A 26,683-nucleotide genomic window follows, 5' to 3' on the forward strand; every position below is an offset into this window, starting at 1 on the left:
TTATTCATTCGGATAACCCCGGCTTGCCACGCAGGCCGGGGTTTTTCATATTTGCACTGAGAGCGTGTCTAACCTTTTGATAAAAGGCAATAAAATGGCATCTTCCAGTCAAGTTTCCTTTTCCATGCCACAGCGCGTCCTTCATTGGGCGATGGCACTCCTGATCTTCTTCAATCTTTTGTTTCCGGATGGCATGGAGCATGCCTACCGACTGATGAGGCGAGGGGAGGCGTTGACGTCCGATCAGATCTTCTCCGCCAATATCCACGCCTATGTCGGCTTTGCCATTCTGGGGCTTGCACTTCTCAGGCTCTGTCTTCGTTTCGTGCAGGGTGTTCCTCCGCATCCGCAAAATGAGCCGCGCCTGTTACAGATTGCCGCGTCCATCGCGCATTTCACCTTCTATGCGCTGTTTTTCATCCTGCCTCTGTCCGGCATCGCGGCTTATTACTTCGGAGTGCAGGCGGCTGGGCAATTGCATTCCGGTCCGTTCAAGGTGCTGATGTGGGTGTTGGTCGTTGCGCATATTGCCGCGGCACTCGTCCATCAGTTCTATTGGAAGACGGATGTGGTGAAGCGCATGACACATGGGTAAGCGACGGTTTGTCACCTTGGCACCGCACTGCCTAACGTGAAATCTACCTTCTGAAGTGCCTTGGCCGAAGTCGACAGAAACTTTCGGCCGCGTAGGCGCTCTCGTATCGAGGGGTGCTGATATGCGTGACGTCGAAACAATTCTTGCAAAAGCCGACTGGTGGGATCGTTTCAGTGGGGAGCTGGTTTCCGCGGATGCCGACTCCTTGCAAGTCAGCCAGATGCTTTTGGAACATCCTCCAGGCTGGATCAGCGCCCTGATGTCGCTTCGAAACCGCATCGTCGCTATTGCGGGCTTGAAAACGGTCGCGTTTGTGGCTGGTGCATCGGCAGGTGGTTTTCCTGTTGTGTCATCGACACCGCAACGTACCGTCCTTGGTTTCGATGACCGTCACCTGAATTTCCCCATCGTTGTCGACATCAGAGAAGGAGCGGATCGAAGGTATCTCGATGTAACAACGCTCGTTCGGCGTAACAATCTGTTGGGACGCCTCTATTTACTGGCGGTTGGGCCTTTTCATCGTCGCATCGTACCGGCGACGATGCGGCCGATATGTGTGAATGTCAGGCCTGTCATTCGGGAAGACGGCAAATCTACTCGACGCGCGTGACCTTGAAGCCCTGGGCACGCAGCAGTTCGATTACGCCTTCTGAACCGGGAAGGTGCAGCGCTCCAACAGCCATGAAAACATTGCCCTTTTCAAGTTCGGGGGCTGCGCGCTCTGCCATGACGTGGTTGCGGTCGGTGATGATCCGCTGCTCGAAGGCGACGTATCCCTGCTCACTTGTTCCTGCGGTCTTCGTATCGAGGCTTTTGAGCATCGGCATGGTCATGCCAATGTCGCCACTGACGTAGAGATCTGTCATGGTTGCCATGACGTCGTCCATCCGGTCACCCAGTTCCAGCGTCTCGATCAGCGACTGCAGATGAAACTCCATCGGAAGTTCCGACATGGCAGTCAGTTGCTCGACCATCGTTTCGAGGCCAATGAGGCGTTTGCCATTCTTCAGAGCGTCCTCGGCCAGCTTCTTGTCCAGGAAGGAAGCGCCAGCAGCCTTGCGTGTAAATTCGCAGGCAGGAAGGGCAACGAAGCCCGACAGCATCCATGGTTTCATGCGCGAAACGGCATTCAGCGGAATGCCGCGGTCTTTCAGTCCCTTCTCAAGTCGGGCAGCATTTTCGGGGGAAAGGATGTCGGTGATTGACTTGCCATCCAGAAACATGGTGAGTTCGGGTTTGCTCAGCAGCGACACCGCGACTTTCTGCTCGTCGACGATTTCGTCAGACTCGACGATCACAGCGCCAGCTTTTTCAAAAGCTTCTTTCGCGCCGTTTGGCATCTCCAGAACCCGTGGGTCGGTCACATGCATCGTCCCCAGAAGGTAGGATGGCTCAGCCCCTGACTTTTCAATTCGCCAGAACGTGCCTTTGCCGTTCGGAATGGCCGCGGCTTCCTGCTCGATCGCGTGGTATCGTTGCGGATCGTTCTTCTGCATGGCGACAAGAATATCGGCGCCGCCACAGCTTGTTTCCTGTGGGGCAGCCTCCGCTTCACCAAGTGACAGCAGGGTCATCAGAAGGATTGCAAGGGCAGTCACATGCAGCAAGGCGAGCAGCCAGAGGACGGCATCTCCCGCTTTTCCCATGAGGGCCAGTGTCAGGTTTTGGGGTTTGTTCAGACTATGCATGGACGTTATCCGGTTCTGGATCGCTTATAGACCGGCGGCTTGGATGTCTGGTTAATGATTATGGTTAAGCGTATCTTAATTCAGGCGCGCGGGTGAGCGCTATCGTAGATCTCCAGCAGTCTTGCCGTGTCGACGCCGGTATAGACTTGCGTGGTCGACAGGCTGGCATGACCCAGCAGCTCCTGAATTGTTCGAAGATCGCCGCCGCCGCCTAAAAGATGGGTGGCGAAGGAATGGCGTAGTGCATGCGGGGTGGCATTTTCCGGCAGCCCGAACGCTGCCCTGAGTTTCTGCATTTCCCGCTGGATAATAGCAGGCTGCAATTTGCCGCCACGGGCGCCAAGGAAAAGCGGCTCATTGGCTGGAAGATGATGAGGGCAAAGCTTTTTGTAGCTTTCAACGGCCTCAAGCACGATCGGGAGAAGCGGGACGATACGTGTCTTGTTGCCCTTGCCGGTTATGCGCAGGCTACGCGCATGCGTCGTGAGATCGTCTGGCGTCAGGTCGAGAGCCTCAGAGATGCGAAGCCCGCAGCCATATAGTAACGCCAGCACAGCGGCGTTGCGCGCGGCAATCCACGGTTCGGCCGAAAGCTGCGCTTGCGCGGTGGTGATTTTGAGCGCCTGTCGATCAGTCAGTGGTTTGGGCAGGGATTTGGGCTGTTTAGGCGCGCGCATGGCGGTCGCGCCAGCCGCATTCACCAGGCTTTTTTTTTGCAGATGCCGAAGGAAGGATCGCAATCCCGCAAGATGGCGGCCGAGAGAGCGGGCGCCGGCACCTTCCTTTCGACGGCTTGCCAGGAAACCGCGAAGATCTGCGGGACGAAGATCGGCAATATCGGCGACCCGCGTGGGTCTGCCGACATAGCCCGTCATGAATATCAAAAACTGGCGGGTATCGCGCTCATAGGCCTCGAGCGTGTTGTCCGACAGGCGCCGTTCGCCGGCGATGGCGGCCAACCAGATCTCGCGCTCCTTCAGCAAGGCGGTGTCGGCGAAGGTGAGAGTTTCGTTCACGGCGATCTCCATTTCCGTGACTCAATCTAGCCGTTTATGGTCAGCATTTGGTTAAGGCGTGGACTTCGCGGCTCACGCCTATTACATCCGGGCGGTTTCCTTTTTCACTCGACCGGGGCATGGTCGCCACATCATGGCAAAAGATTCGTCCGATCTGTTTGGCGCATTGTTCGATCCGCCGTCGCTGGTGCGTTCAGTGCCTGTTTTGGTGCCGATGCCTGCGCCAGGTCCCTATAGTTACTCTGTACCCGAGGACATGGTGGTGGAGCCCGGCTCCGTCGTGCAGGTGCCGCTCGGTCCGAGACAGGTCATTGGTGTCGTGTGGGATGATGGTGATGCCAGCAAGGTTGACCCAAAAAAGCTGCGTCCTATAACCAAGACATTCGATTGCCCCGCCCTGAAGCCGGAGATGCGTCGCTTTATCGATTGGGTTTCAGCCTATACGCTTTCACCGCCCGGTCTCGTTGCGCGAATGGCACTTCGTGCTCCAGCCGCGTTCGATCCGGAGCCGATGATCGAAGGATTGCGTCTGACCGAAGGCCGACCGGAACGACTGACGCCGGCGCGTGAGCGGGTCATGGAGTTGGCGGCGGAAGGACATGGCTGGACGAAAAGCGGTCTCGCACACGCTGCTGGCGTGTCCACCAGTGTTGTGGATGGTCTTGTCAAACAGGGAGTGTTTGAAACGATCTTTTTGCCAGCTCCTCCTGTTGTTGCCGAACCTGACCCAGATTATGTCGAGCCGCGTCTGGAAGGCCCGCAGAAGCAAGCTGCGTCCGAAATTCTGGATGACGTCAAAAATGGCACCTTTGCCGTCTCGCTGATCGATGGTGTGACGGGCTCCGGCAAGACGGAGGTCTATTTCGAGGCGGTTGCCGAGACGCTGAGGCAGGGCAAGCAGGTTCTTATTCTCCTGCCGGAAATCGCCCTGACAGCGGCGTTTCTGGATCGTTTTCACGATCGCTTCGGTTCACGACCGGCGGAATGGCATTCTGATCTTTCGCCCCGCATGCGTGAAAAGGTCTGGCGGCAGGCTGTCACCGGTGAGGTGAAGGTTGTTGCGGGTGCACGGTCGGCGTTGTTTCTGCCGTTTGACAATCTCGGTCTCATCATTGTCGATGAGGAGCACGATCCGGCTTACAAGCAGGAGGACCGGGTTTTTTACAATGCGCGTGACATGGCCGTTGTCCGGGCGCGGATCGCCGATTTTCCTGTTGTTCTGGTATCCGCCACGCCGTCGGTGGAAAGCCAGGTCAACGGGAGTTCGGGCCGTTACAACACAATCCATCTGCATACCCGTTTCGGCGATGCCGCCATGCCGGATCTGCACCTTGTCGATATGCGCAGGCATCCTCCCGAAAGGGGTGGTTTCCTTTCACCGGTTCTGTTGCGCGGCATTGGTAAAACCATTGAAAAAGGCGAGCAGGCTCTGCTTTTCCTGAACAGGCGCGGATATGCCCCGCTGACGCTTTGTCGTGTCTGCGGGCACCGCTTCCAGTGCCCGCAATGCTCAAGCTGGCTCGTCGAGCATCGCTTTCGCAATCAGTTACAGTGCCACCAATGCGGCCATAACGAACCAACACCCGACCATTGCCCCGAATGTGGGACTTTCGACCATCTAGTTGCCTGCGGCCCGGGCGTGGAGCGAATTGCCGAGGAGGTGGAGAAACATTTTCCCGAGGCCCGCACCATTGTCCTGTCCTCCGACCTAATGGGCGTCAAGCGGTTGCGGCTGGAGCTGGAGGCGATCGTCAAGGGCGAAGCGGATATCGTCATTGGAACCCAGCTTGTCGCCAAGGGACATAACTTCCCGCTGATGACGCTCGTGGGTATCGTTGATGCCGATCTCGGACTTGCCAATGGGGATCCGCGCGCTGCGGAGCGAACATTCCAGTTGCTTTCTCAGGTGACAGGCCGAGCCGGCCGAACCGGTTTGAAAAGTCATGGCCTCCTGCAGACTTATCAACCGCAGCATCCGGTGATGCAGGCGATCGTTTCTGGTGACGCCTCGGCATTTTACGAACGCGAGATCGTCGAGAGGGAAAAGGCGATGTTGCCGCCATTCGGGCGTCTGGCCTCCGTCATCATATCGGCCGATAGTCGCGCGGAGGCCGAAACGCATGCGCGTGGACTGCGTGCCGCCGCACCACAAGCGACAGGCATTATGCTTCTCGGTCCAGCAGAAGCACCGTTGGCGCTGATCCGTGGCCGATACCGTTTCCGACTGTTGGTGCATGGTCGTCGTAACTCCGACATGCAGTCTTTCCTGCGCACCCTGCTGACGAATGGTCCGAAGGAGCGCGGCAGCATTCACGTCCAGCTCGATATCGATCCGCAAAGTTTCCTTTGAACTTTCGTACCGAAACCGTTTTCCTGCGGTCGTGACCATGCCATAAGGCAACGGGGCACAGGTGATTTGGGGAGCAAGATGGAGTTTTATTTTCCGACGGAATTCGGCGAGCAACTGGCATTTGGCGCGGCTGCGCTTTCGGTGCTGATCGGCCTCGTCTTCATGTTTGCTCCAGGTGTCACGCTCCGCGTGTTCGGCCTTCAGTCCGCAAGTGAGCGTAAAGACGGTTATATGCTGGTCCGCTCCTCACTCGCCGGATTTTACCTTGGTCTGGGCGCGGCTGCATTGCTGCTCGCGCAGCCGATGGTCTATCTCGCATTTGGCGCGGCCTTCACACTTGCTGTCTTCGGCGGCATCCTGTCGATCCTCTCCGACGGAGGCGCAACAGTGCGGAATTTCATACTTCTGGTTGTGCATCTTTTGCTGTCGGCGCTCTCGCTGGGCTATGTATTCGGGCTGGTTTGAAGCGGGCAGTTTGGCATTTCTGCCGCAACAGACGCGCATCCGCGCCGAAATCCGAAAATTTAAGCGCTTTCCCCCTTGTTCAAACCGCGCTTTCCGTTATTACGCGTGTTGCGAGTCCCGGCATCCTATGCTAGACGGACCGCGAAATTGGGAAAAGACAGGGGGGAATTCCAGTCTTTTTCGGGGAAATTGAAACGATTTCAAGAATTTGATGCGGAGGAACCCCTTCGTTGATGATCTTGGACGATTAGCAGGGAAAAAGTGCCCGTGGCAGATACCTCCCATGGAACATCCGGTGTAGCGGAAAGGTATGCGTCGTCGCTTTTCGAGCTTGCTTTGGAAGCGGGTGCGGTTGATGCGGTCGGGTCCGATCTCGACAAGTTCGGCGCGCTTCTCGACGGAAGTGACGATTTGAAGCGTCTGGTTGCGAGCCCGGTATTTTCTGCCGAGGATCAGCTCAAGGCGATTTCGGCGATCTGCGAAAAGGCTGGCATTGCCGGTCTTGCGGTCAATTTCCTCAAGGTTGTTGCGAACAACCGCCGCCTGTTCGCTGTTCCGGGCATGATCCGGTCTTACCGCGCCATTGCTGCCGCTCATCGCGGCGAAATCACCGCCGAAGTGACTTCGGCCCATGCGCTCGATGAAGCGCAGGAAACTGAACTGAAAGCGGCGCTGAAGAGCGTAACCGGCAAGGATGTGGCGGTCTCCGTCACTGTCGATCCGTCGATCCTTGGTGGCCTGATCGTCAAGGTCGGTTCGCGTCAGATTGATACGTCTCTTCGCACCAAACTTTCCACCCTTAAGCTTGCACTGAAAGAGGTTGGCTGATGGATATCCGCGCCGCGGAAATTTCCGCAATTCTGAAAGATCAAATCAAAAATTTCGGCAACGAGGCGGAAGTCTCCGAAGTCGGTCAGGTGCTGTCCGTTGGTGACGGTATTGCTCGCGTTTACGGCCTCGACAATGTTCAGGCCGGTGAAATGGTCGAGTTCCCTGGCGGTATCCGCGGCATGGCGCTCAACCTCGAGAGCGACAACGTTGGTGTGGTTATCTTCGGTTCCGACCGTGACATCAAGGAAGGCGACACCGTAAAGCGCACCGGCGCTATCGTTGACGTTCCAGTTGGTCCGGAGCTGCTCGGTCGCGTTGTTGACGCGCTTGGCAACCCGATCGACGGCAAGGGCCCGATCAATGCGACCCGTCGTGCTCGCGTTGACGTCAAGGCGCCTGGCATTATCCCGCGTAAGTCGGTTCATGAGCCTATGTCGACCGGTCTCAAGGCTATCGACGCCCTGATCCCTGTTGGTCGTGGCCAGCGCGAGCTCGTCATCGGCGACCGTCAGACCGGCAAGACCGCGATCATTCTCGACACGATCCTGAACCAGAAGGCCATTCACGACAACGGTCCTGATGGCGACAAGCTGTACTGCGTGTACGTTGCTATCGGTCAGAAGCGTTCGACCGTCGCTCAGTTCGTGAAGGTTCTGGAAGAGCGTGGCGCTCTGCAGTACTCGATCATCGTTGCCGCAACGGCTTCCGATCCTGCTCCGATGCAGTATCTTGCTCCGTTCGCTGGCTGCACCATGGGCGAATACTTCCGTGACAACGGTCAGCACGCCCTGATCGGTTACGACGACCTTTCCAAGCAGGCTGTCGCTTACCGCCAGATGTCGCTTCTTCTGCGTCGTCCTCCGGGCCGCGAAGCTTATCCAGGCGACGTTTTCTATCTTCACTCCCGCCTTCTCGAGCGCGCTGCAAAGCTCTCCGACGAAAAGGGTGCAGGTTCGCTGACGGCTCTGCCGGTTATCGAAACCCAGGGTAACGACGTTTCGGCGTTCATTCCGACCAACGTGATCTCGATCACCGACGGCCAGATCTTCCTTGAAACCGACCTGTTCTATCAGGGCATTCGTCCGGCTGTTAACGTCGGTCTGTCGGTTTCGCGCGTTGGTTCTGCCGCTCAGATCAAGGCCATGAAGCAGGTTGCCGGCTCGATCAAGGGTGAACTCGCCCAGTATCGTGAAATGGCAGCGTTCGCGCAGTTCGGTTCGGACCTCGACGCTTCCACGCAGCGCCTCCTCAACCGCGGTGCACGCCTGACGGAACTTCTCAAGCAGCCACAGTTCTCTCCGCTCAAGACGGAAGAACAGGTTGCGGTGATTTTCGCTGGTGTGAACGGTTATCTCGACAAGATCCCGGTCGCTCAGATCGGCAAGTTCGAGCAGGGTCTGCTCTCCTACCTCCGTTCTGAAGGCAAGGCGATCCTCGACACCATCCGCACGGAAAAGGCTATCAGCGACGACACCAAGGGCAAGCTCAAGGGCGCTCTGGACAACTTCGCGAAGTCTTTCTCGTAATTGAGCTCTTGACTGGGACGGATAACGGATGCCTTCACTAAAGGATCTGAAAAACCGCATTGCCTCCGTAAAGGCGACGCAGAAGATTACCAAGGCGATGAAAATGGTCGCCGCGGCGAAGCTTCGGCGCGCCCAGGAAGCTGCGGAGGCCGCCCGGCCTTATTCTCAGCGCATGAGCGCCGTGCTTGCCAACATCGCCCAGGCGGTTGAGGCAGACGTTGCTCCGGCGCTGATGACCGGTACCGGCAAGGACGACGTGCATCTGCTCGTCGTCTGCACGGCTGAACGTGGCCTTTGCGGTGGTTTCAACTCGCAGATTTCCCGTTTTGCTCGCGATCACGCTCGCAAGCTGGTTTCCGAAGGCAAGACGGTCAAGATCGTCACGGTCGGCAAGAAGGGCTACGACAGCCTTCGTCGCGAATTTGCATCGAACATCATCGAGCGCATTGAGTTGCGCGATGTGAAGAGAGTCGGTTTCGAGAACGCCGATCAGATCGCCAAGAAGGTCATCTCCCTGTTCAACGCAGGTGAGTTTGACGTCTGCACGCTGATCTATTCGGAGTTCAAGTCCGTTATCAGCCAGGTTCCGACCGGCCTTCAGCTCATCCCGGCAGCAACGCCGGTTGTTGAAGAAGACCAGGCGGCGGCGAATGCGGTCTACGAATACGAGCCGGATGCGGCTTCCATTCTCGAAGATCTTATTCCGCGCAACATCTCGGTTCAGGTTTTCCGTGCTCTGCTCGAAAACGTTGCCGGTGAAATGGGCGCCAAGATGAGCGCGATGGACAATGCAACGCGCAATGCCGGTGAGATGATCAACAAGCTGACGCTTTCCTATAACCGTCAGCGCCAGGCTCAGATCACCAAGGAACTCATTGAAATCATTTCGGGCGCGGAAGCGCTCTGAGGTAAGGAAAGAGGGTAAGGATAATGGCTAAGGCAGCTACCCCCAAGAAAACCGCAGCGGTCAACGGCGCGGGCAAGGTTACCCAGGTTATCGGCGCTGTTGTCGACGTGGCGTTCGAAGGCGAACTGCCTCCGATCCTGAACGCGCTCGAGCTGGACAACAACGGCAACCGCCTGGTTCTCGAAGTCGCACAGCACCTCGGTGAGAACGTTGTTCGCACCATTGCTATGGACTCCACCGAAGGTCTCGTTCGCGGCCAGTCCGTAACGAACACCGGCGCTCCGATCTCGGTTCCTGTTGGTGACCAGACGCTCGGCCGCATCATGAACGTCATCGGCGAGCCTGTTGACGAAGCTGGTCCGCTCGACACGACGAACCTGCGCGCCATCCACCAGGAAGCTCCTGCTTATGTTGAGCAGTCCACGGAAGGCCAGATTCTCGTAACCGGCATCAAGGTCGTTGACCTTCTCGCTCCTTACGCAAAGGGCGGTAAGATCGGCCTGTTCGGCGGCGCCGGCGTTGGCAAGACCGTTCTCATCATGGAACTCATCAACAACGTCGCTAAGGCGCACGGCGGTTACTCGGTATTCGCCGGTGTTGGTGAGCGTACGCGTGAAGGTAACGACCTTTACCACGAAATGATCGAATCCGGCGTTAACAAGCACGGCGGTGGCGAAGGTTCCAAGGCTGCGCTGGTTTACGGCCAGATGAACGAACCGCCGGGTGCGCGTGCTCGTGTTGCTCTGACCGGTCTGACGATCGCTGAAGATTTCCGCGACAAGGGCCAGGACGTTCTGTTCTTCGTGGACAACATCTTCCGCTTCACGCAGGCTGGTTCGGAAGTGTCGGCTCTTCTCGGCCGTATTCCTTCCGCTGTTGGTTATCAGCCGACGTTGGCAACCGACATGGGCCAGATGCAGGAACGCATCACGACGACGACCAAGGGCTCGATTACCTCGGTTCAGGCCATTTACGTTCCGGCCGACGACTTGACCGACCCGGCACCGGCAACATCGTTCGCCCACCTGGACGCAACGACCGTTCTGTCGCGTTCGATCGCAGAAAAGGGTATCTACCCGGCTGTTGACCCGCTCGACTCCACCTCGCGCATGCTTGACCCAATGATCGTTGGTGAAGAGCACTACGAAGTTGCCCGTAAGGTTCAGTCGACTCTGCAGCGCTACAAGTCGCTTCAGGACATCATCGCCATCCTCGGCATGGACGAACTGTCGGAAGAAGACAAGCTGACCGTTGCTCGCGCCCGTAAGATCGAGCGCTTCCTGTCGCAACCGTTCTTCGTCGCTGAAGTCTTCACCGGTTCTCCGGGCAAGCTGGTTGCTCTCGAAGACACCATCAAGGGCTTCAAGGGTCTCGTCAACGGCGAGTACGACCACCTGCCGGAAGCTGCCTTCTACATGGTTGGTTCGATGGAAGAAGCCATCGAAAAGGCCAAGAAGCTGGCTGAAGCTGCCTGATACTGAAATACGAGGCGCGCGGTTCTTCCGTGCGCCTCCGTATGCTTTATGCGAAACATATGGGTCGCGTGATTTGCATATAATGACATTTGACCGTCCGCGTAATTGAAAAGAAGTGAATAGCCATGGCTGACAGTTTCAAGTTTGAACTGGTTTCCCCGGAACGTCTGCTCGTTTCCGAGACGGTTACGGAAGTCGTCATTCCGGCTACTCTCGGCGAGATGACCGTGATGGCCAACCACGCACCGACGATGACCACGATCAAGCCGGGTATCGTGAGCGTAACGTTTGCCTCCGGTGAGAAGCACAAATACGTCGTATTTGGTGGCTTCGCCGACATCCTGCCTACGGGCTGCACGCTTCTGGCGGAATCGGCTGTTTCCGCAGACGATATTTCGCCTGACACGCTGCAGAAGCGCATCGACGCTGCGAAAGCCGAGATCGATGAAGGCAATCATCACCACGATCATCTGACGAAGCTTGAAAAGCATCTCTACGAGCTGACGAACCTGCATGAGGTTCTTGTCGCGGCTTGAAAGAACCGGGCGGGTTCCAAGGAATGACTGCCCACAAAAAATTTCAAACAAAAAAGCGGTCCTTGTGGCCGCTTTTTTGCTTCTGATACCTAAGTATGGTCGAACAGGCGCCTGACGCGCGTTATCGTCGCAGCAATGTCGTTTGTCTGTAGCCAAGCGCATGGTGGCTTTGCCGCGAACTGAAGTTCCGGGCGAGCGTCCGTCCCGTCTCAGAGAGAAATGAGCCCATAGAATGTCTGCGGAAGCGAGTTATCGACGTGTTCTAAGAACCGCATCCAAAGGCGGATCTGTCGATATCGGTCATCGATCGGTACCGGAGGAAAGGGCTGTGGCTTTTTCCTATGGCGGTTCAACCCATGCGGTGATGATGGCGAGCCCTGCCGATCTTGAGGACTTTGCTGTCGGATTTAGCCTGGCGGAAGGAATCATATCGCGACGCGACGAGATCGACACCATTGAGGTCGTTGATGCCGGCCAGGGTTTCGATGTGCAGGTCGGACTTCAGGACGAGAAGGCCGATGTTCTCAGGGCAAGACGTCGACATATGGCCGGCCCGGTAGGTTGTGGTCTCTGCGGCATTGAATCCATCGAACAGGCGGTTCGGCCCATTCCCGATGTCGGCGCTGTGGGCCTCAAGCTGCCAGGTCGTGAACTGGTCGAAGCGATCAAGGCGTTGAATGATGGGCAGCCCTTGCATCAACAGACCCGCGCGGTTCACGGTGCGGGCTTCTATGTGCCGGGCAGGGGACTGGTTGCTGTTCGAGAGGATGTCGGGCGTCACAATGCCTTGGATAAGCTGGTCGGCGCTGCGATCAATGCCGGCTATTCTGGGGCTACAGGCATTGTCGTTGTTACCAGTCGTCTGTCCGTCGAAATGGTTCAGAAGGCGGCGATCTTCGGCAGCTCGATGTTGGTGGCAATTTCTGCTCCGACGGCGCTGGCCATCGAAACGGCTGAGACGGCTGGTATGACGCTGGTGGCTATCGTTCGCGGTGAAGACTTTGAAATCTTCACCCGCGCCGACAGGCTCATTCTATCCGCTTAAGTCGCGCCGCTTTCAGAACTCGGTCCAATCGGCGGCGACATTGGCATATGTGCCGGTCGCTGCAAATCTCGGCTGAGGGGCAAGCCTGGCAACTGGAGCCGGCACTTTCCTGATGTCTGCCGACTGCATGACGCGGATTTGCTGTTCCTGTGCGATCCTGAACTGGGCGAGGAGCTGGTGCAGATCGGCAGCTTCCTTGGCAAGTCCGTGGCTTGCTGCCGTGGTTTCTTCCACCATCGCAGCATTTTTCTGTGTCGCCTGATCCATGACGTTTACCGCCTGGTTGATTTCGGCGAGACCGTTGGCCTGTTCTCTCGAAGCTTCGACGATCGCGGCGACATTGGTGTCGATCTCCGTCATTTGTGAGAGGATGTCTCGCAGGGCGCTGCCCGTTTTTCCCACCAAATCCACGCCATTTGCGACCTGCTCGCGTGACTTGTTGATCAGCGACTTGATCTCCTTGGCTGCGAGGGCCGAGCGCTGGGCAAGTTCACGCACCTCTTGCGCCACGACGGCGAAGCCCTTGCCGGCCTCACCTGCGCGCGCCGCCTCAACACCTGCATTTAACGCAAGAAGATTGGTCTGGAAGGCAATGTCATCGATGACGCCAATGATGTTGGTAATTTCACCCGATGAGCGAGAGATTTCATCCATCGCCGAAATGGCTTGCTGAACGATCTTGCCGGAGCTGTCGGCATTGTCTCGGGTGTCCGAGACAAGCTTTCCTGCGTCGCCAGCGCGTCGGCTGGCGTCCGCCACTGTCGTTGTGATTTCCTCGAGAGCAGCAGCTGTCTCTTCCAAAGATGCGGCTTGCTGTTCGGTTCGTTGCGCGAGCTGGTCGGCGGCCATCCGTATCTCGCTTGAACCGGATGCGATGGTCGAGGCGTTGTGGGCAACCGTCTGCATCGTCGTCTGCAGCTTGGCCACGACTTCGTTAAAGTCTTTTCGCAACTGCTCCATGCTCGGCACGAATGTCTGTTCAAGCCTTTGCAACAGGTCGCCGTCGGCGAGATCTCGGAGCGCGCCTGCAAGTACAGTGATTGCGCTCATACGCGGCGTTACGTCAGTCGCAAACTTGACCACCTTCGCGACTTTTCCGGCGTCATCCAGAACGGGATTGTAAGCGGCCTGAATCCAGATTTCCTTGCCATTTTTTCCGTATCGCACGAACTCGTCGGAGATGAATTCTCCTGCTGCCAGACGCTGCCAGAAGTCGGCATAGGCAGGGGAGGCAGCATAGGCCGGATCGCAGAACATGCGGTGGTGCTTGCCCTGTATCTCCTTCAGATCATAATTGACCGCGTTGCAGAAGTTCGGGTTTGCCGTGATGATGGTGCCGTCGGGGAAAAATTCGATCGTTGCCTGCGAGCGCGAAAGCGCTTCAAGCTTTCCGGCATCCTCAACGGCTTTGATTTTCTTTGCGGTAATGTCTGTCGCGATCTTCACGACCTTGTACGGTTTGCCAGAGCGAAAGACCGGGTTGTAAGATGCCTCGATCCAGATTACCGAGCCGTTTTTGGTGATGCGGCGGTAGTCATTCGCCTGGAACTCGCCCCGTGCGAGCGAAGCCCAGAATTCCTGATATTCATGAGACGCGGCCAGCTCCTTGTCGCAGAAGATGCGGTGATGCTTGCCGACGATTTCCGAAAGCTCGTAACCGAGCGCCTGACAAAAATTGCGGTTTGCCGTCAGAATATTGCCTTTGAGGTCAAACTCGATGACAGCCTGCGATTTCGATATTGCATCAAGAACGTTTTTGTTGTCTGCACTTTTCCCAAGCCCCAGCATTGGACGTCCCCCAGATTTGGCCACACGGTACAGTCTGTCGCTCTGCGGACCGCTGTAGAGTGTTGAAAAAGATGAATTCCCTCTTCGTCTCGAGCAAATGAAGTAACGTTGTTCGTATCGTTTTGTGTGACTTCGTTTGGCTCTTCAATATTAGAAATAAATAATATTAAAATGTTCTTATTTGATTTGAGGGAAATAAAAATAAAAGCCACCGAGCGGGGCCGCCGGTGGCTTTATTGTTCAGGAAACGCAGGCTCTGTTCTTCTCAGATATCAAGATCGGTCACCGAGCTACGCTTGCTTTGAAAACTGCTTTGATATGACTTTGTTTCGGATCAGGCCGCGAGGTCTTCCGCTTCCGTTCCCTTGAACATTTTTGCCAGGTTGAGGAAGCAGATCATGCCATGCTCGTTAGCGATTATGCCCTCGGAATAGGACTTGTCAAACGAGGCGGAAATCTCCGGAACCGGCTGAACCTGGTTGGCAGGAATGGTCAGTATGTCGGAAACGCGGTCAACGAGCATGCCGATGACCATGTTGTGCACTTCTGCGACAACAATGGCGCTACGCTCGTTTGCGACGGTGCTTTTCATGCCCAGCTTGTGTGCGAGATCAATGATCGGGATAACGGAACCGCGCAGGTTCATGACGCCGATAACGTCTTTAGGAGCGTGTGGGATCGGGGTCGACGGCGCCCAGCCACGAATTTCGCGGATCGTCGTTGTCTTGACGCAAAATTCCTGATCGTGCAGGCGGAATGCGATGATTTCCAGCGTCTCGCCGCCAAAGTTGGTGGAGTTAATCATTGCCATCAGAATTCTTCCCAATTTTCGCTGAGGAGGCCAGAGCAAGTGCACCGACACTTGCATATGCGGAGTTTGGCGTTCTGCCTGGTGCCTGAACGGCCGGGAGGAGACTTCCGGCTTCATAAGGGAGATCGTAACACAAGATCGTTTCGCAAACCTAAATGCGAAGGGTCTCAATACTCCTTCTCGTAGAATATGCCGGCCGCCCCTTCACCGTCGCCACCGGCTTCACCACGCAGCTTGACGCCCTTGCCAACGTCAAGGTTGATGATCGCCTTGGCGCCGGAATCGCCGCTCTGCTGCAGCTCGAGATAGGTTCGTTCGTTGAGGTATTTGCCGGCCGAAACGCGGGCCTGTCCCTCCGAGTCCGTCGAGATGTCGAGATCGTCCACGCCGAGATTGCTTCGCAGCTTGTCGAAGAGGGACGTGGAGCGACCACCGGCCAATTGTCCTGCGGCATCCGCCAGTCGGGCAATCTGCAAGGCAGACAGTTTCGACATGGATTGTCCGAAGATCAACTGCGCCATCACTTCATCCTGCGGCAGAACCGGTGAGGACGAGAAAACGAATGCCGGATCATTGGCGTTGCCCGTCACAGCGACCGTCACCGTTGTCGATCCAACGGACGATTGCGCTTCCATATCCAGGACAGGCACCAGACCGCCGCCAAACGTGATGTTGCCGGTATTGAAGTCCAGGCGGCGGGTCAGAATTTCCAGTCGTCCACGGCGCATTTCGAAACCGCCGGAAATAACCGGCACCGCAGCCGTTCCACGAATGGTCAGATTGCCGGTCAGTTCTGCGTCGATACCGCGGCCACGGACAAAAATACCACTCGGCGCGTTGACTTGCAGGTCGAGGTTGATGGTTGAGGAACTGCCACTGCCGCCCTGGTCTGCACCAAGTGCCTTGTTTTGGGCACGGACCTGAGGGGGAGCGTTCTTGTGCTTCACATCGATTTCGGTCAGTGATGCCGGAAGCCGTTCGGGAATGGTGATCGCACTTCTGTCCAGAGTGAGATTGCCGCCAAGAACCAGGCCGCTGAGCAATGGCCCCTTGAGCGTCACTGTGCCGCTGACAACGGTTGTGACCAATGTCCCATCATTATAACCGGCGCGGTTGAGCGTGATTGTCAGATCGGCAGGGAAGCCTCCCGTTATGCCAACCGAACCGGCGCCTGAAATCGTACCGCCGCCGGCCAGTTTGCCAGTCAGGCGCGAAATGACGGCGCGATCGCGGTCGAAGGTGATAGTGGCGCCGACATCGTTCAACGTCAGGTTCCGGCGCACGTCGATCACACGGGTGCCATCGGTCGTGACGGAACCGGTTATAACGGGTGATGTCGCGCTTCCGCTGATCTTCACGTCGATTGCGGCCGTTCCACTGACATCGAGACCCTGTGCTGCAGTCTGTGCGGCAAGGGCAGCAAACGGCAAATTGCCGGAGAAGGCCATGGAAATCGGTCGGTTGCCGGAGATGCCGAGCGAACCGCCACCGGAAAGTGCCATGCCGCCCTGGCCGATCACATTGGTGTCGATCTGCAGGTTACCACCGGCAAAACGGCCGTTGGCCTTGATACCAAGCGGTGCAAGACCCGCTGCCCTGGTCTGGGATACCGCGGCATCCGCCCAGTTTAAGTCATATGTCACTGCCGGATCGGATGCGGCGCCCTTGGCCGTAACCGTGCCGGAAATATTACCAGCGGCATCCAGCCCGGCGGCAAACGCATTGGCTAGGCTGGCAGGCAGCGCGCGGATATCAACATTCAGATCGAGAGCGGAGCCTGCGGTTCCGTTGACTTCAATGCGCCCCTGACCGGTGACGATTGCAAGGTCTGAAATTCGCGCCGTGCCTTGCTGGATGGCGATGCTGGTCGGCTTTTCGAGACGAACCGGAATACCCTTTGGCGCTGCAGAGAACTCATCGATCCGGACCGTCATCGGAGAGCCGCCGGTTTCGGCGCTACCTTTCGCGACAATGGGGGCATTGTCATAGCGACCGTTGAGATTGAATTCGGTGCTCGTTCCCGTGTGAGCGACGGTTGCGGTCAGCCCGGAGATAGCGGCTGCACCGGCATTGATGCTGTCTGCCTTCACCGTCCCATTGATTGCCAGCGCCTGCAGATCATCGATGGTTACATCGGCAGCGAGCTTGGAAATCGTGGTCGTGCCCTGTCTGATCGTCCCGCCATTGGCCTTGATCGTTGCGGCGATCTTTCCATCGTCGTTGCTGATAACGATGGTGCCGGCAACGTCACCAGCGGCTTGTTGCGCGGCGAGAGCCGCAAGCAGGGAAAGGTCCGGGAAATCAAACGACAGGTTGCCTTCTGGAAGAAACTGAGGCGAAAACTGTAATTGCCCCTTCAGAATGTTCTTCCCGACCGCGACATTCAGTTCCGGTATCGCCGTTCCCGTTTCCGTCTGCACGACGTTTGCATCGACATTGATCGCCTGTTTATCGAGACTGCCACTTGCCGTCAGCTTTGCCTGGGGGGCTGAAGCGTCTGCCTTGCCGCTCGCGTTAAGTTTCAGTGCTTCAAGTTTACGCCCAGCGAGAACAGCACTCTCCGAACTGATGCCGATATTGAAGTCGGGTGCAGACAACGCGCCGCTGGCATCGATCGTGAAGTCGGCTGTTCCTGTCGCTTGTGGTGTCAGCTTCTGAAGTTGCGGCAACCGTCCGGTGAGGTTTGCTCGGATCGAGCCATTTTCCAGACTGACATCGCCAGCCGCTTCCAGAATGCCGGATTTCAGGTCGAGATTGCGAACGCTCGTGCTTCCGCCGATGACAAGGTCAATATCGCCCTTCAGCGCAATGGTGGTGTCGAATTTGGAGGCTAGCGCTTCAGGAAGCGTTGCCGGCAGTGCAAAAAGTTGAACCGCCGACGACAGCCTTTTGCCGGAAAGATCGAATGCTCCATTGATCGTCCCACCGACGCTGGCGCTTTCCAATGTCGCGCCATCGAAACCGATTGCCGTTTCGCTGATCGTCAAAGGTGCCTTGATTGTCACGGGCGCCCGCACGACCCGATCAATGTCCGGGCTTGTGAACGACGATTGAGCGACGGTGAGCACGGTTTCGACGGTACCACTGCGATCCGTGAGATTGAGGTCATTGCTGGTTGCCGTCAGCTTGACAGCATCCAGCTTTCCCTGTGGCAGAGACAGGCTGCGTATCGAAGCGGATGCGTTGAGGCTTGCTGCGTCGGCATTGCCACGCAAGGAAAGATCAATCCCGTCAATCAGAGCCTGGAGTTCGCCATTTTCAATCGGCCAGCGAAAATCGACCGGTCCAGCCATGCCGATGAGATTGGCGTTGAGATCGTTCTGACCATTAGGGTCAATGTTGCCCGATGCCGTCAAAAGCAGGGCACCTGTTTCCAGTGTGCTGTTGCCAACCTCTATCCGGCCCTGCGGGAAGATTGTTGTCGTTACGTCGAGCTTTGTTTCGCCTGCAAAGAGCTGACGGAAATCAGGGGGGAGCAGCAAGTCGGGCTGTCCGCCACCGGTGATTTCGATGCGGCGCGCACCATCCGCGGCCAGTACGTGGTGGCCGGAAAGATTAAGAACGCGATTGCCAGCGACATTGCCGTTCAGTGTGCCGGTCCAGTCGGAAAGCGGACCTTCGCCATTGAGATCGATTGACACCGCAGGTGCATCTGGAAGCGATAGCAGCGTTGCCAGCAGGCCACCCTGGGGCTCCCTCAGTTCTGCCTTGAGTTTGAGAACATTCTCGTTCGGCAGGAAGGCGATATCGGCGTTGACTTCGGCATCCTGCAGATCTTGTCGGTTTGCTGCGAGAGAAAGCCTGATGTCATCAGTTGCGGCTTTCAGGCTGCCTTCGGCGCGAAGGTCGAAAGCGCGCCCAAGCAATGGTTCTGCAAGGCTGATATCCGGGAAATTGAAATTATCGACGCCGATTTCGATTGGCAGTGAGAAACCGCTGGAGCTTGTTTCTTCCTTCTCCGCCGCCGGAAGCGGTTTGCGATCCACCTCGATCGAGCGCGCCGAAACCATGTCAGCATGAAATGTGCCGGCAAACAAGGACAGCGGCGACCAGTCTACGGCAATGTCATCAACGCGCGCGTAAGCACCTTGACGGTCGGAAAGGGTGACGTTGTCCAGCCGCAGACGTCCGGTCAGCAGGCCGCGTGGCGGCGAGATTTCAATCGTTTGGTCCGGTGACGAAACGAGTGAAGAAACCTGGTCTGCAGCAATTCTCGCGCCGATCGGTGTAAAGCCGACGAACAGAACGGCAAGCAATAGCAATACTACACCGCATAAAACGATGTATCCCAGCCACTTCAACAATCGAATCAACATCGTCATAAAAGGTAATCTACACTCAGTTTTAAGGTCGTTCGACCGCGATGCCTAAAAAGACTGGCCAATGCCGGCGTAAATACCGAAACTGTTGCCGTCTTCATATTTCTTAAGCGGCATGGCGACGTCGAGACGCAGAGGTCCAAAGGGGGTCGCATAACGCAGGCCGATACCGGCACCTGCGCGAATATCAGAGAAATCCGGCGCCATATCAGGAGAGACGACGCCCGCATCGATGAATGGCACGATGCCGATCGTCTCGGTCAGCTTGATACGAGCTTCCACCGAACTGACGATGTAGGATCTGCCGCCCGTTGCATCGCCTGCATCATTGTAGGGCGATATCTCCTGATAGCTGTAACCGCGAACCGATCCGCCACCGCCTGCGTAGAAGCGACGGGTGGTGGGAATATCCTGCAGCTCGCTGCCGCCTACCAGAACGCCGCCGGAAAGTTTTCCAGCCATGACCAGGCGGTCTTCGGCGCCAAATCCCTTGTAACCTGTCAGAGATCCTTCGAAGGACGAGAAGAACGTGCCGTTCAGCGCCTCATAGCTTGGTTTGGCAGCAATCGAGGCGCGGAAGCCCTCTGTCGGATTGAGCTTGTCGTCACGGGTATCCCGGACGAATTCAAGGGGGATGGATGTCGTCAGGTACTGGTTTTTACCAAAGGCATCTTCGGTATCCGTCCATTGCACCTCGAGGCCGGCGGATGCCGTATCCGTATCGTTCAGTTCGTAACTGAAACCGGCCGCACCGGTAATGGACCGCGCCTCATATGTATCCGGATGCTCGGTCTTGGCGATCAGACTGGTCTTGAAGGTGGTACGGGGATTGAACATGCCCGGCTTGGTGAAGGTAATGCCGGCCGAATAGTCCATGCCTTCGACGCTGGAGGCTTCACCCAGGCGCGAAACAGCGCCTTCGATACGAAGCGATTCCGCCTTGCCGAATAGGTTTCGATGTCCCCAATAACCCTGCAGGCCAATACCTTCAGTGGTGGAGTATTGCGCACCAACGCCGAAATAGCGGTGCTTGCCTTCCGAGACCTCGATGGTCAACGGGATGGACCCGTCGCGTGCAAGGGTTCCCGCTTCCTTGATTGTCAGGCTGGAAAACACGCCGAGCTGCCGCAGTCGGTCCGAGGCCTTGCGCAGCTTCTCAGGTGAATAGGGTTCGCCGCCATTGAGGCGCGAATAGCGGCGAATGAAGTCGCCATCAACCGTTTTTTCACCTTTTACGGCAACCTCACCGAGCGGTGCGATCGGCCCGCCTTCGGCTCCCATGGTAATGTCGACCGTGTTCGTTGCGTGGTTTGCGACCGCTTCGCGTTTCGTCAGTTTCGCCAGTGGGCGACCTTCAGCCTTGAGATCATCGATCAGCTTGTTGCCAGCGCGAATGATTGCGAGCGAACCGGCATCGCCGCCGGTCGTCAGGCCGTAATCCTCAAGATTGCGCCCGGTCACGTCACCCTCGAGTCTCACAGCGCCGAGTGTGAACACCGGGCCGGGTGTAACAGTGATGACCACAGGAACCGGTGCAGAATGATCGAAGACAGGATTTGGCGGCAGCGCATCGACATTCGTGCCGGCAACCGTGACGTTCACGATGCCACCGTAACGGGCGTTTTCGTAAAGTGCTGCGATCAGACGGTCGCGATCATCGCGGGCCTTGATCAGCAAGCCGAGATCGCCCGAAGCAGGCTTGTCCTTGTCTGCAAGAAGGAGAGAGCTGTTCTCAAGGCTGCTGCGGAGGCTTTTGTCCGCATCCGGCGCGTTCAAGGTGACGGAATAGCTGACGGGATTGGTGACTTCGACTTCCGGCTCATCCGATCCCCACAGCCGAATCCCGAACAGTTTGAAGGCGTAGGCATCACGGATGAGGACTGGGTACGCAGCTAGCGCGACAGCAACCGCTAAAGCGGTGCCGACTTTCCGATACGCAATACTTGTCTTCGGGGCAGTTCGTGTTTTTCGCATAAGCTGCTTTATGGTTGAGCATTTATTTTCGCTCCAACCCGTTTCCTCTCCGTTAACGTTGCAATTTAATCATAAATGAACCGCTTTGAGGACTCTCGGACTCCAATTTACCGCCTTAAAAACAAAAAGCCCCGGAGAACCGGGGCTTCTGTGCAACGCTATTGCGTCTTGTAATTAGCGGCAACGAGCCGTGTAACGCTGACCGTACTGGTCGCGATAGTAGCAATAACCTGGTTCAGAAGCGTTACCGATAAGGGCGCCACCTACGCCACCGATCGCTGCACCGACTGCTGCGCCACGGACGTTACCCGTTACAGCGCCACCGATGACCGCACCGGAAACGGCGCCGATCGAAGCTCCCTTTTCGGTCTGGGTGCAGCTTGCAAGCGACAGGCCGACCAGCGCAAATATGATTGCCTTTTTCATGAAACTCTCTCCAACGTTACAATGAGCTCTGTGGCTCGGTAGGCGTCCCATATTTATCTCTGCGGCGACTGCAATTTCCGACCGCCACAAATAACTATCAATTCGATTCGCTTTAGGGAAGCCTTGTCTGTACCGGCTTTCCTTTACGCGTAAATTGATTGCGTTCGATAGAACGGGCTTTGTCGCCAAAGGTTCCAAATCTCGCGCTTTTTTGATGTGGATCAAGTTTGCACTTCCCATCTGGCCGTATAAGAGCTTTATTGGAATGGTTCAAAACAACGGCGAATTGACGCAGGCGTGGCTAAACTTGCTGAACGGGGTTGACGGTTTCGGTCACGAGGCAGAGAACACAGCGATCAATTCTGGAGCATGGAATGGATTTCGAGGCATTTTTCACGGCGGAACTGCAAAGTTTGCACTCTGAAGGCCGCTATCGTGTTTTCGCGGATATCGAGCGTCATCAGGGTAATTTTCCCCGTGCGACACGTTATAACGCCAATGGCGAACGTCAGGATGTGACCGTCTGGTGCTCCAACGACTACCTCGGTATGGGTCAGCACCCCAAAGTTGTCGAAGCGATGAAAGCGGCGATCGACCACTGTGGCGCGGGTGCGGGAGGCACCCGGAATATTTCTGGCACCAACCACTACCATGTTCTTCTCGAGCGCGAACTGGCCGATCTGCACGGCAAGGAATCGGCGCTAATCTTTACTTCAGGTTACGTCTCCAACTGGGCCACACTCGGAACTCTCGGTCAAAAAATTCCTGGCCTCATCATCTTTTCCGATGCGCTGAATCATGCCTCGATGATCGAAGGCATTCGTTATGGCCGTTGCGAGCGTGTGATCTGGAAGCATAACGACCTCGAAGACCTTGAGGCAAAGCTCAAGGCTGCCGATCCTGCTGCGCCGAAGCTGATTGCTTTTGAGTCCGTCTATTCGATGGATGGCGATATTGCGCCGATCAAAGAGATTTGTGACCTCGCCGACCGGTATGGCGCAATGACCTATCTGGACGAAGTCCATGCGGTTGGCATGTATGGTCCGCGCGGTGGCGGCATTGCGGAACGCGAAGGCATTATGGATCGTCTGACGATCATCGAGGGTACGCTCGGAAAGGCATTCGGGGTCATGGGCGGCTATATTGCCGGCTCTGCCGCAGTGTGTGATTTCATCCGTTCTTTCGCGTCGGGTTTCATTTTTACAACGGCGTTGCCGCCGTCGCTCGCAGCCGGTGCGGTCGCCTCGATACAGCATCTGAAGGCAAGCCCGTTCGAACGTGCCCGCCATCAGGAGAGGGTTCGCAAGCTGCGTGGACTTCTCGACGCACGCGGTATCCCGCACATGGACAATCCCAGCCACATCGTACCGGTGATGGTCGGGGATGCGGCAAAGTGCAAATGGATTTCGGACATTCTGCTCGACAGCCACGGCGTTTACGTTCAGCCGATCAACTATCCGACCGTACCGCGCAAGACCGAGCGCCTGCGTATCACGCCGACGCCGCTGCACAGCGATGCCGATATCGAGCATCTTGTCGGCGCGCTGCATCAGCTTTGGTCGCACTGTGCGCTGGCGCGTGCCGTGGCCTGAGACGCGATAAAGAGAAAAGACGAAAATGGCCGCTTCAAGCGGCCTTTTCTTTGGCGGAAATCAATTCCTGCGCATGACGGCGCGCTTCGGCATCTGCCGAAAAAACATCTTCCGTTGTTGAGGCAGAGCGGCCGTCATTCATGCGCTCCATGACACGTTCAACGATCTCAGCCATATCGAGAAAGCCGATATTGCCATCGACGAAAGCGTGAAAGGCGGTTTCTTCAGCCGCATTCAGCACAGCGCCCTGCAGTCCACCGCGTTCGAGCGCGGTACGGGCCAGCCGAAGTGCGGGGAAGCGTTCTTCATCGGGCGCTTCGAAATCGAGGCGCGCAAGCCGTGAAAAATCCAGCCGTTCGACATTGAGCTGACCTCGTGCCGGATAGGTCAGGGCGTAGCCAATCGCGGTTCGCATATCCGGCGACCCAAGCTGCGCGATGTAGGAGCCATCGGAATAACCGACCATCGAATGAATGATGGACTGTGGGTGGACGATGACTTCCACCTGGTCGGGTCTGAGATCGAAGAGGTATTTCGCCTCGATCATTTCCAGCCCCTTGTTGAACATCGAGGCACTGCCGATGGAAACCTTCAGCCCCATCGACCAGTTGGGATGAGCGCGGGCGATATCCGCAGTGACACCGGCCATCTGTTCTCGTGTCCAGGTACGGAATGGTCCGCCTGATGCGGTCAGGACGATCCGTTCGACAGCCTGTTTATGATCGCCGGTCAGGCACTGGAAAATGGCACTGTGCTCACTGTCCACGGGAACGAGTTTGCCGCCCCCCTGCTTGACGGTACGCAGAAAAACCTCGCCAGCCGAAACGAGGCATTCCTTGTTTGCCAGGGCAATATCGGCACCGCGTCGCGCTGCCGTGAGCGTCGGAGCAAGACCGGGCGTTCCGGCAATGGCCGCCATGACCCAGCCAGCGTCCATTGACGCGGCTTCCTCAAGGCCGGTTTTTCCGGCAGCGACCGCGATATCCTTGCCTGCGAGGGCGGATTTGAGGTCGTTGTACCTGTCTTCGTCTGCCGTGACAGCGAGTTTGGCGCCGAATTCGCGTGCCTGTTCTGCCAGAAGTGCGATGTTGCCAGCACCTGTCAGTGCCATGATCTCGAAATCATCACGACCGCCAAGCTGCCGCACCACATCCAGCGTGTTGGTGCCGATGGAACCCGTCGATCCCAAAATCGTCAATTTTCGTGGCGTGTTCTTGGCATTCGTCATGTTCAGCCCGTCGACAGTCTCAATCATCCGTTTCTAGGCTCTACAAGTGAAACCCGGCCATAACAAGCACAAAGCCCTGCTATTGTTTTTGGGAACGGTAAAGCCATATGCTTGAAAACGATAAGAGGACCTGAATGCGACGTTTCCTTGTTTCCAGTGGTTGGATCTTTGCCACAAGCCTTATTCTTGTGTGTGTCTTCATGCCGTTCGACCCGCGGCTGTCCGAGCGGGCGCAGGCCCTTCCTGGTGCGGTGGTGTCTTTCAACAGGGCGGTTACCGATTTCGGTACCTTCCGATGGATGCTGTATTCCTCCGGTGTTCTGGCTATCGGCGTCTACATCGCCGCCCGCATTTTCCAGGCGAGAACCTATTCGGGACGTCTGAAGGCCGCGTGGCGGCTTCTCACCTATTTCTTTCTGACCATCATAACTGCCAGCGTTCTTGTTCATGCCCTGAAGTTTTTGATAGGCCGTGCACGGCCTGAATTGCTTCTGGAGTTGGGCGCTTACAGTCTCACGCCCTTCACCGGCGACAATCTCTACGAGAGCTTTCCCTCCGGGCACTCCACGGCCGCTGGCGCATTTTTCGGGGTGTTCGCGATGCTGATGCCCCGGTTTCGCTGGGTGTTCCTGTTGTTGGCGCTTGTCATCGGCATTTCGCGTGTCATCGTTGGGGCGCACTATCCAAGCGATGTCGCTGCGGGGCTGTTGCTCGGTTTGTGGACGGCGGTTGCTTACGCTTTTATTTTTGCGCGATCCGAAAAGCTCTTTCGTTTCGACGCCAACGGCTGGCCGCAGCCAAAAAATGTGCCGCTGCCAGTATGAATGTTTGATGCGAGAGGGGGCTCTCCAGTGGATGGAATGAACCAGGCAAATCCGCAGGCGCAGGCCGATGCCGGGCTGGCGGGTCGCATCAAGGTACGGGTTGCGATTGCCGGGGCAGGGCCAGCGGGTTTGATGCTCGGGCTTTTGCTGGCAAGAGCCGGCGTCGATGTTGCCGTCATCGAAAAACATGGCGATTTTCTACGCGATTTTCGTGGTGATACGATCCACCCGTCCACGCTCGATATTGTCGAGCAGCTTGGATTCATCCGCGAGTTTCTCGAGCTTCCGCACACACGTGCCCCCAAACTCCATGCCGAGATCGGTGGTGAGAAAATCACCATCGCCGATTTCTCGCGTCTGCCGGTCAAGAACCGTTTTATCGCCTTCATGCCGCAATGGGAGTTTTTGAGTTTTCTGGCCGGAAAGGCCGGCCAATACGATAGTTTTCGGTTGATGATGAATGCTCGTGTTTGCGGCATTGTCGAGCAGAACGGTCGGGTGTCAGGGCTCGAGGTTGAAACACCAGATGGCGCACTCGTGGTGGAAACGGATCTTGTGATCGGTGCAGACGGGCGCAACTCCATTGTTCGCGACAAGGCCGGGCTGGAGGTTGAAAGTTTCGGTCAGCCAACTGAGGTCTTGTGGCTGAGGCTTTCAAAACAATCCGGTGACCCCAAGGAAACGATGGGGCATGCGGGACCACAACAGGGTTTTGTCCTGATCGACCGTGGTGACTATTGGCAGTGCGGCTACGTGGTTCGCAGAGGCACGTTTGCCGAGATGAAAAGCATGGGGCTCGATGCTTTTCGAGATGCTGTTGCCAAGGTGTGCCCTCTGCCTGCGGAGAGGTTGCTGGAGATCGGAGACTGGAGTGATGTCCACCTTTTGAGTGTCAGGATCGATCGCCTTAAACGATGGTGGAGGCCGGGTCTGATCTGCATCGGGGATGCAGCGCATGCCATGTCTCCGATCGGCGGCGTTGGCGTCAATCTGGCGATCCAGGATGCGGTTGCCGCTGCCAATATTCTGATCCCGGCGCTTGGTTTTGACGGTGCGGTGCCAGACAAGGTGCTGGCTGCCATTGAGGTGCGGCGGTCCTTCCCGACCAAGGCGACGCAGAAATTGCAGTTGATGATGCGCAGCCGCCGCAAGAAAGATCAGAGCGATGCGCAGAAAGCCAAGGGTCCGCCGGGCTTTGTTCGCGCCATCGCCCGGTTTCCTTTGCTTGCCCATCTTGCAGGAAGGCTCATCGGGCTTGGTTTCAGACGAGAGAAACTGGCGCGCTGA

Annotated in this window: 21 protein-coding genes; 13 read left to right on the forward strand and 8 right to left on the reverse strand. The window is 56.9% G+C overall.

What is annotated here, in order from left to right:
- Positions 1–94 precede the first annotated feature (94 nt).
- Both HWX89_RS03475 and HWX89_RS03480 read left to right on the forward strand, forming a co-directional pair.
- Positions 95–595, forward strand: a complete 501-nt coding sequence (locus HWX89_RS03475; protein ID WP_138795311.1) for a cytochrome b — start codon at positions 95–97, stop codon at positions 593–595.
- A gap of 121 nt (positions 596–716) precedes the next feature.
- A complete protein-coding gene (locus HWX89_RS03480; RefSeq protein ID WP_138795312.1) occupies positions 717–1,205 on the forward strand; it encodes a DUF2867 domain-containing protein in 489 nt (162 codons plus the stop codon).
- Here the strand turns inward: HWX89_RS03480 and HWX89_RS03485 are convergent.
- A complete protein-coding gene (locus HWX89_RS03485) occupies positions 1,189–2,283 on the reverse strand; it encodes a TraB/GumN family protein (RefSeq protein WP_138795313.1) in 1,095 nt (364 codons plus the stop codon). The two genes, HWX89_RS03480 and HWX89_RS03485, sit on opposite strands and share 17 nt — an antisense overlap.
- A gap of 80 nt (positions 2,284–2,363) precedes the next feature.
- Positions 2,364–3,311, reverse strand: coding sequence for a tyrosine recombinase XerC (locus HWX89_RS03490; protein ID WP_138795314.1), 948 nt, complete (start codon positions 3,309–3,311; stop codon positions 2,364–2,366).
- Positions 3,312–3,432: 121 nt separating this feature from the next.
- Between HWX89_RS03490 and HWX89_RS03495 the strand changes: the two genes are divergently transcribed.
- The 8 genes from HWX89_RS03495 (at position 3,433) to fdhD (ending at position 12,434) form a co-directional block, all read left to right on the forward strand.
- Positions 3,433–5,649, forward strand: a complete 2,217-nt coding sequence (locus HWX89_RS03495; protein WP_138795315.1) for a primosomal protein N' — start codon at positions 3,433–3,435, stop codon at positions 5,647–5,649.
- 78 nt (positions 5,650–5,727) lie between these two features.
- Positions 5,728–6,114: an AGROH133_08824 family phage infection protein gene (locus HWX89_RS03500; RefSeq protein WP_138795316.1), complete on the forward strand. Its 387-nt coding sequence runs from the start codon at positions 5,728–5,730 to the stop codon at positions 6,112–6,114.
- Between the two features lie 261 nt (positions 6,115–6,375).
- Positions 6,376–6,942, forward strand: coding sequence for a F0F1 ATP synthase subunit delta (locus HWX89_RS03505; RefSeq protein WP_178340610.1), 567 nt, complete (start codon positions 6,376–6,378; stop codon positions 6,940–6,942).
- Positions 6,942–8,471 (forward strand): F0F1 ATP synthase subunit alpha, encoded by a 1,530-nt coding sequence (atpA, locus tag HWX89_RS03510; protein WP_138795318.1) that lies wholly within the window; start codon positions 6,942–6,944, stop codon positions 8,469–8,471. Before HWX89_RS03505 ends, atpA begins: the two co-directional genes overlap by 1 nt.
- A gap of 28 nt (positions 8,472–8,499) precedes the next feature.
- Complete coding sequence (locus tag HWX89_RS03515; protein ID WP_138795319.1) at positions 8,500–9,378, forward strand: F0F1 ATP synthase subunit gamma; 879 nt, start codon at positions 8,500–8,502, stop codon at positions 9,376–9,378.
- A gap of 23 nt (positions 9,379–9,401) precedes the next feature.
- The gene (atpD, locus tag HWX89_RS03520) at positions 9,402–10,853 is read left to right on the forward strand and encodes a F0F1 ATP synthase subunit beta (protein WP_138795320.1); all 1,452 of its coding nucleotides are present in this window, start codon (positions 9,402–9,404) and stop codon (positions 10,851–10,853) included.
- Positions 10,854–10,978: 125 nt separating this feature from the next.
- Positions 10,979–11,389 carry a F0F1 ATP synthase subunit epsilon gene (locus HWX89_RS03525; RefSeq protein ID WP_138795321.1) on the forward strand — a complete coding sequence of 137 codons (411 nt, stop codon included), beginning with the start codon at positions 10,979–10,981 and terminating at the stop codon, positions 11,387–11,389.
- A 232-nt stretch (positions 11,390–11,621) separates the two neighbouring features.
- Positions 11,622–12,434, forward strand: coding sequence for a formate dehydrogenase accessory sulfurtransferase FdhD (gene fdhD, locus HWX89_RS03530; RefSeq protein ID WP_138795322.1), 813 nt, complete (start codon positions 11,622–11,624; stop codon positions 12,432–12,434).
- 12 nt (positions 12,435–12,446) lie between these two features.
- On the opposite strand, the gene HWX89_RS03535 is transcribed toward fdhD, so the two are convergent.
- The 5 genes from HWX89_RS03535 to HWX89_RS03555 all read right to left on the reverse strand — a co-directional run bounded on the left by HWX89_RS03535 (position 12,447) and on the right by HWX89_RS03555 (position 21,752).
- The gene (locus HWX89_RS03535; RefSeq protein ID WP_138795323.1) at positions 12,447–14,222 is read right to left on the reverse strand and encodes a methyl-accepting chemotaxis protein; all 1,776 of its coding nucleotides are present in this window, start codon (positions 14,220–14,222) and stop codon (positions 12,447–12,449) included.
- A gap of 334 nt (positions 14,223–14,556) precedes the next feature.
- Positions 14,557–15,033 carry a chemotaxis protein CheW gene (locus tag HWX89_RS03540; RefSeq protein WP_003504949.1) on the reverse strand — a complete coding sequence of 159 codons (477 nt, stop codon included), beginning with the start codon at positions 15,031–15,033 and terminating at the stop codon, positions 14,557–14,559.
- A gap of 167 nt (positions 15,034–15,200) precedes the next feature.
- The gene (locus tag HWX89_RS03545) at positions 15,201–19,355 is read right to left on the reverse strand and encodes a translocation/assembly module TamB domain-containing protein (RefSeq protein WP_138795324.1); all 4,155 of its coding nucleotides are present in this window, start codon (positions 19,353–19,355) and stop codon (positions 15,201–15,203) included.
- Between the two features lie 45 nt (positions 19,356–19,400).
- Positions 19,401–21,326, reverse strand: a complete 1,926-nt coding sequence (locus tag HWX89_RS03550; protein ID WP_138795325.1) for an autotransporter assembly complex protein TamA — start codon at positions 21,324–21,326, stop codon at positions 19,401–19,403.
- Between the two features lie 174 nt (positions 21,327–21,500).
- Positions 21,501–21,752 carry a YMGG-like glycine zipper-containing protein gene (locus HWX89_RS03555; protein WP_004443753.1) on the reverse strand — a complete coding sequence of 84 codons (252 nt, stop codon included), beginning with the start codon at positions 21,750–21,752 and terminating at the stop codon, positions 21,501–21,503.
- Positions 21,753–22,126: 374 nt separating this feature from the next.
- On the opposite strand from HWX89_RS03555, the gene hemA reads away from it, so the two are divergent.
- Positions 22,127–23,344, forward strand: a complete 1,218-nt coding sequence (gene hemA, locus HWX89_RS03560) for a 5-aminolevulinate synthase (RefSeq protein WP_138795326.1) — start codon at positions 22,127–22,129, stop codon at positions 23,342–23,344.
- Between the two features lie 34 nt (positions 23,345–23,378).
- On the opposite strand, the gene dxr is transcribed toward hemA, so the two are convergent.
- Positions 23,379–24,572: a 1-deoxy-D-xylulose-5-phosphate reductoisomerase gene (gene dxr / locus HWX89_RS03565; RefSeq protein ID WP_138795404.1), complete on the reverse strand. Its 1,194-nt coding sequence runs from the start codon at positions 24,570–24,572 to the stop codon at positions 23,379–23,381.
- A gap of 134 nt (positions 24,573–24,706) precedes the next feature.
- Here dxr and HWX89_RS03570 point away from each other — a divergent pair, with 134 nt between their 5' ends.
- Both HWX89_RS03570 and HWX89_RS03575 read left to right on the forward strand, forming a co-directional pair.
- The gene (locus HWX89_RS03570; protein WP_138795327.1) at positions 24,707–25,396 is read left to right on the forward strand and encodes a phosphatase PAP2 family protein; all 690 of its coding nucleotides are present in this window, start codon (positions 24,707–24,709) and stop codon (positions 25,394–25,396) included.
- 36 nt (positions 25,397–25,432) lie between these two features.
- Entirely contained in the window at positions 25,433–26,683 is a 1,251-nt protein-coding gene (locus tag HWX89_RS03575; RefSeq protein WP_138795405.1) for an FAD-dependent oxidoreductase, read from the forward strand.

It is taken from the genome of Rhizobium sp. RM, assembly GCF_013390595.1.
Classification (GTDB): domain Bacteria; phylum Pseudomonadota; class Alphaproteobacteria; order Rhizobiales; family Rhizobiaceae; genus Agrobacterium.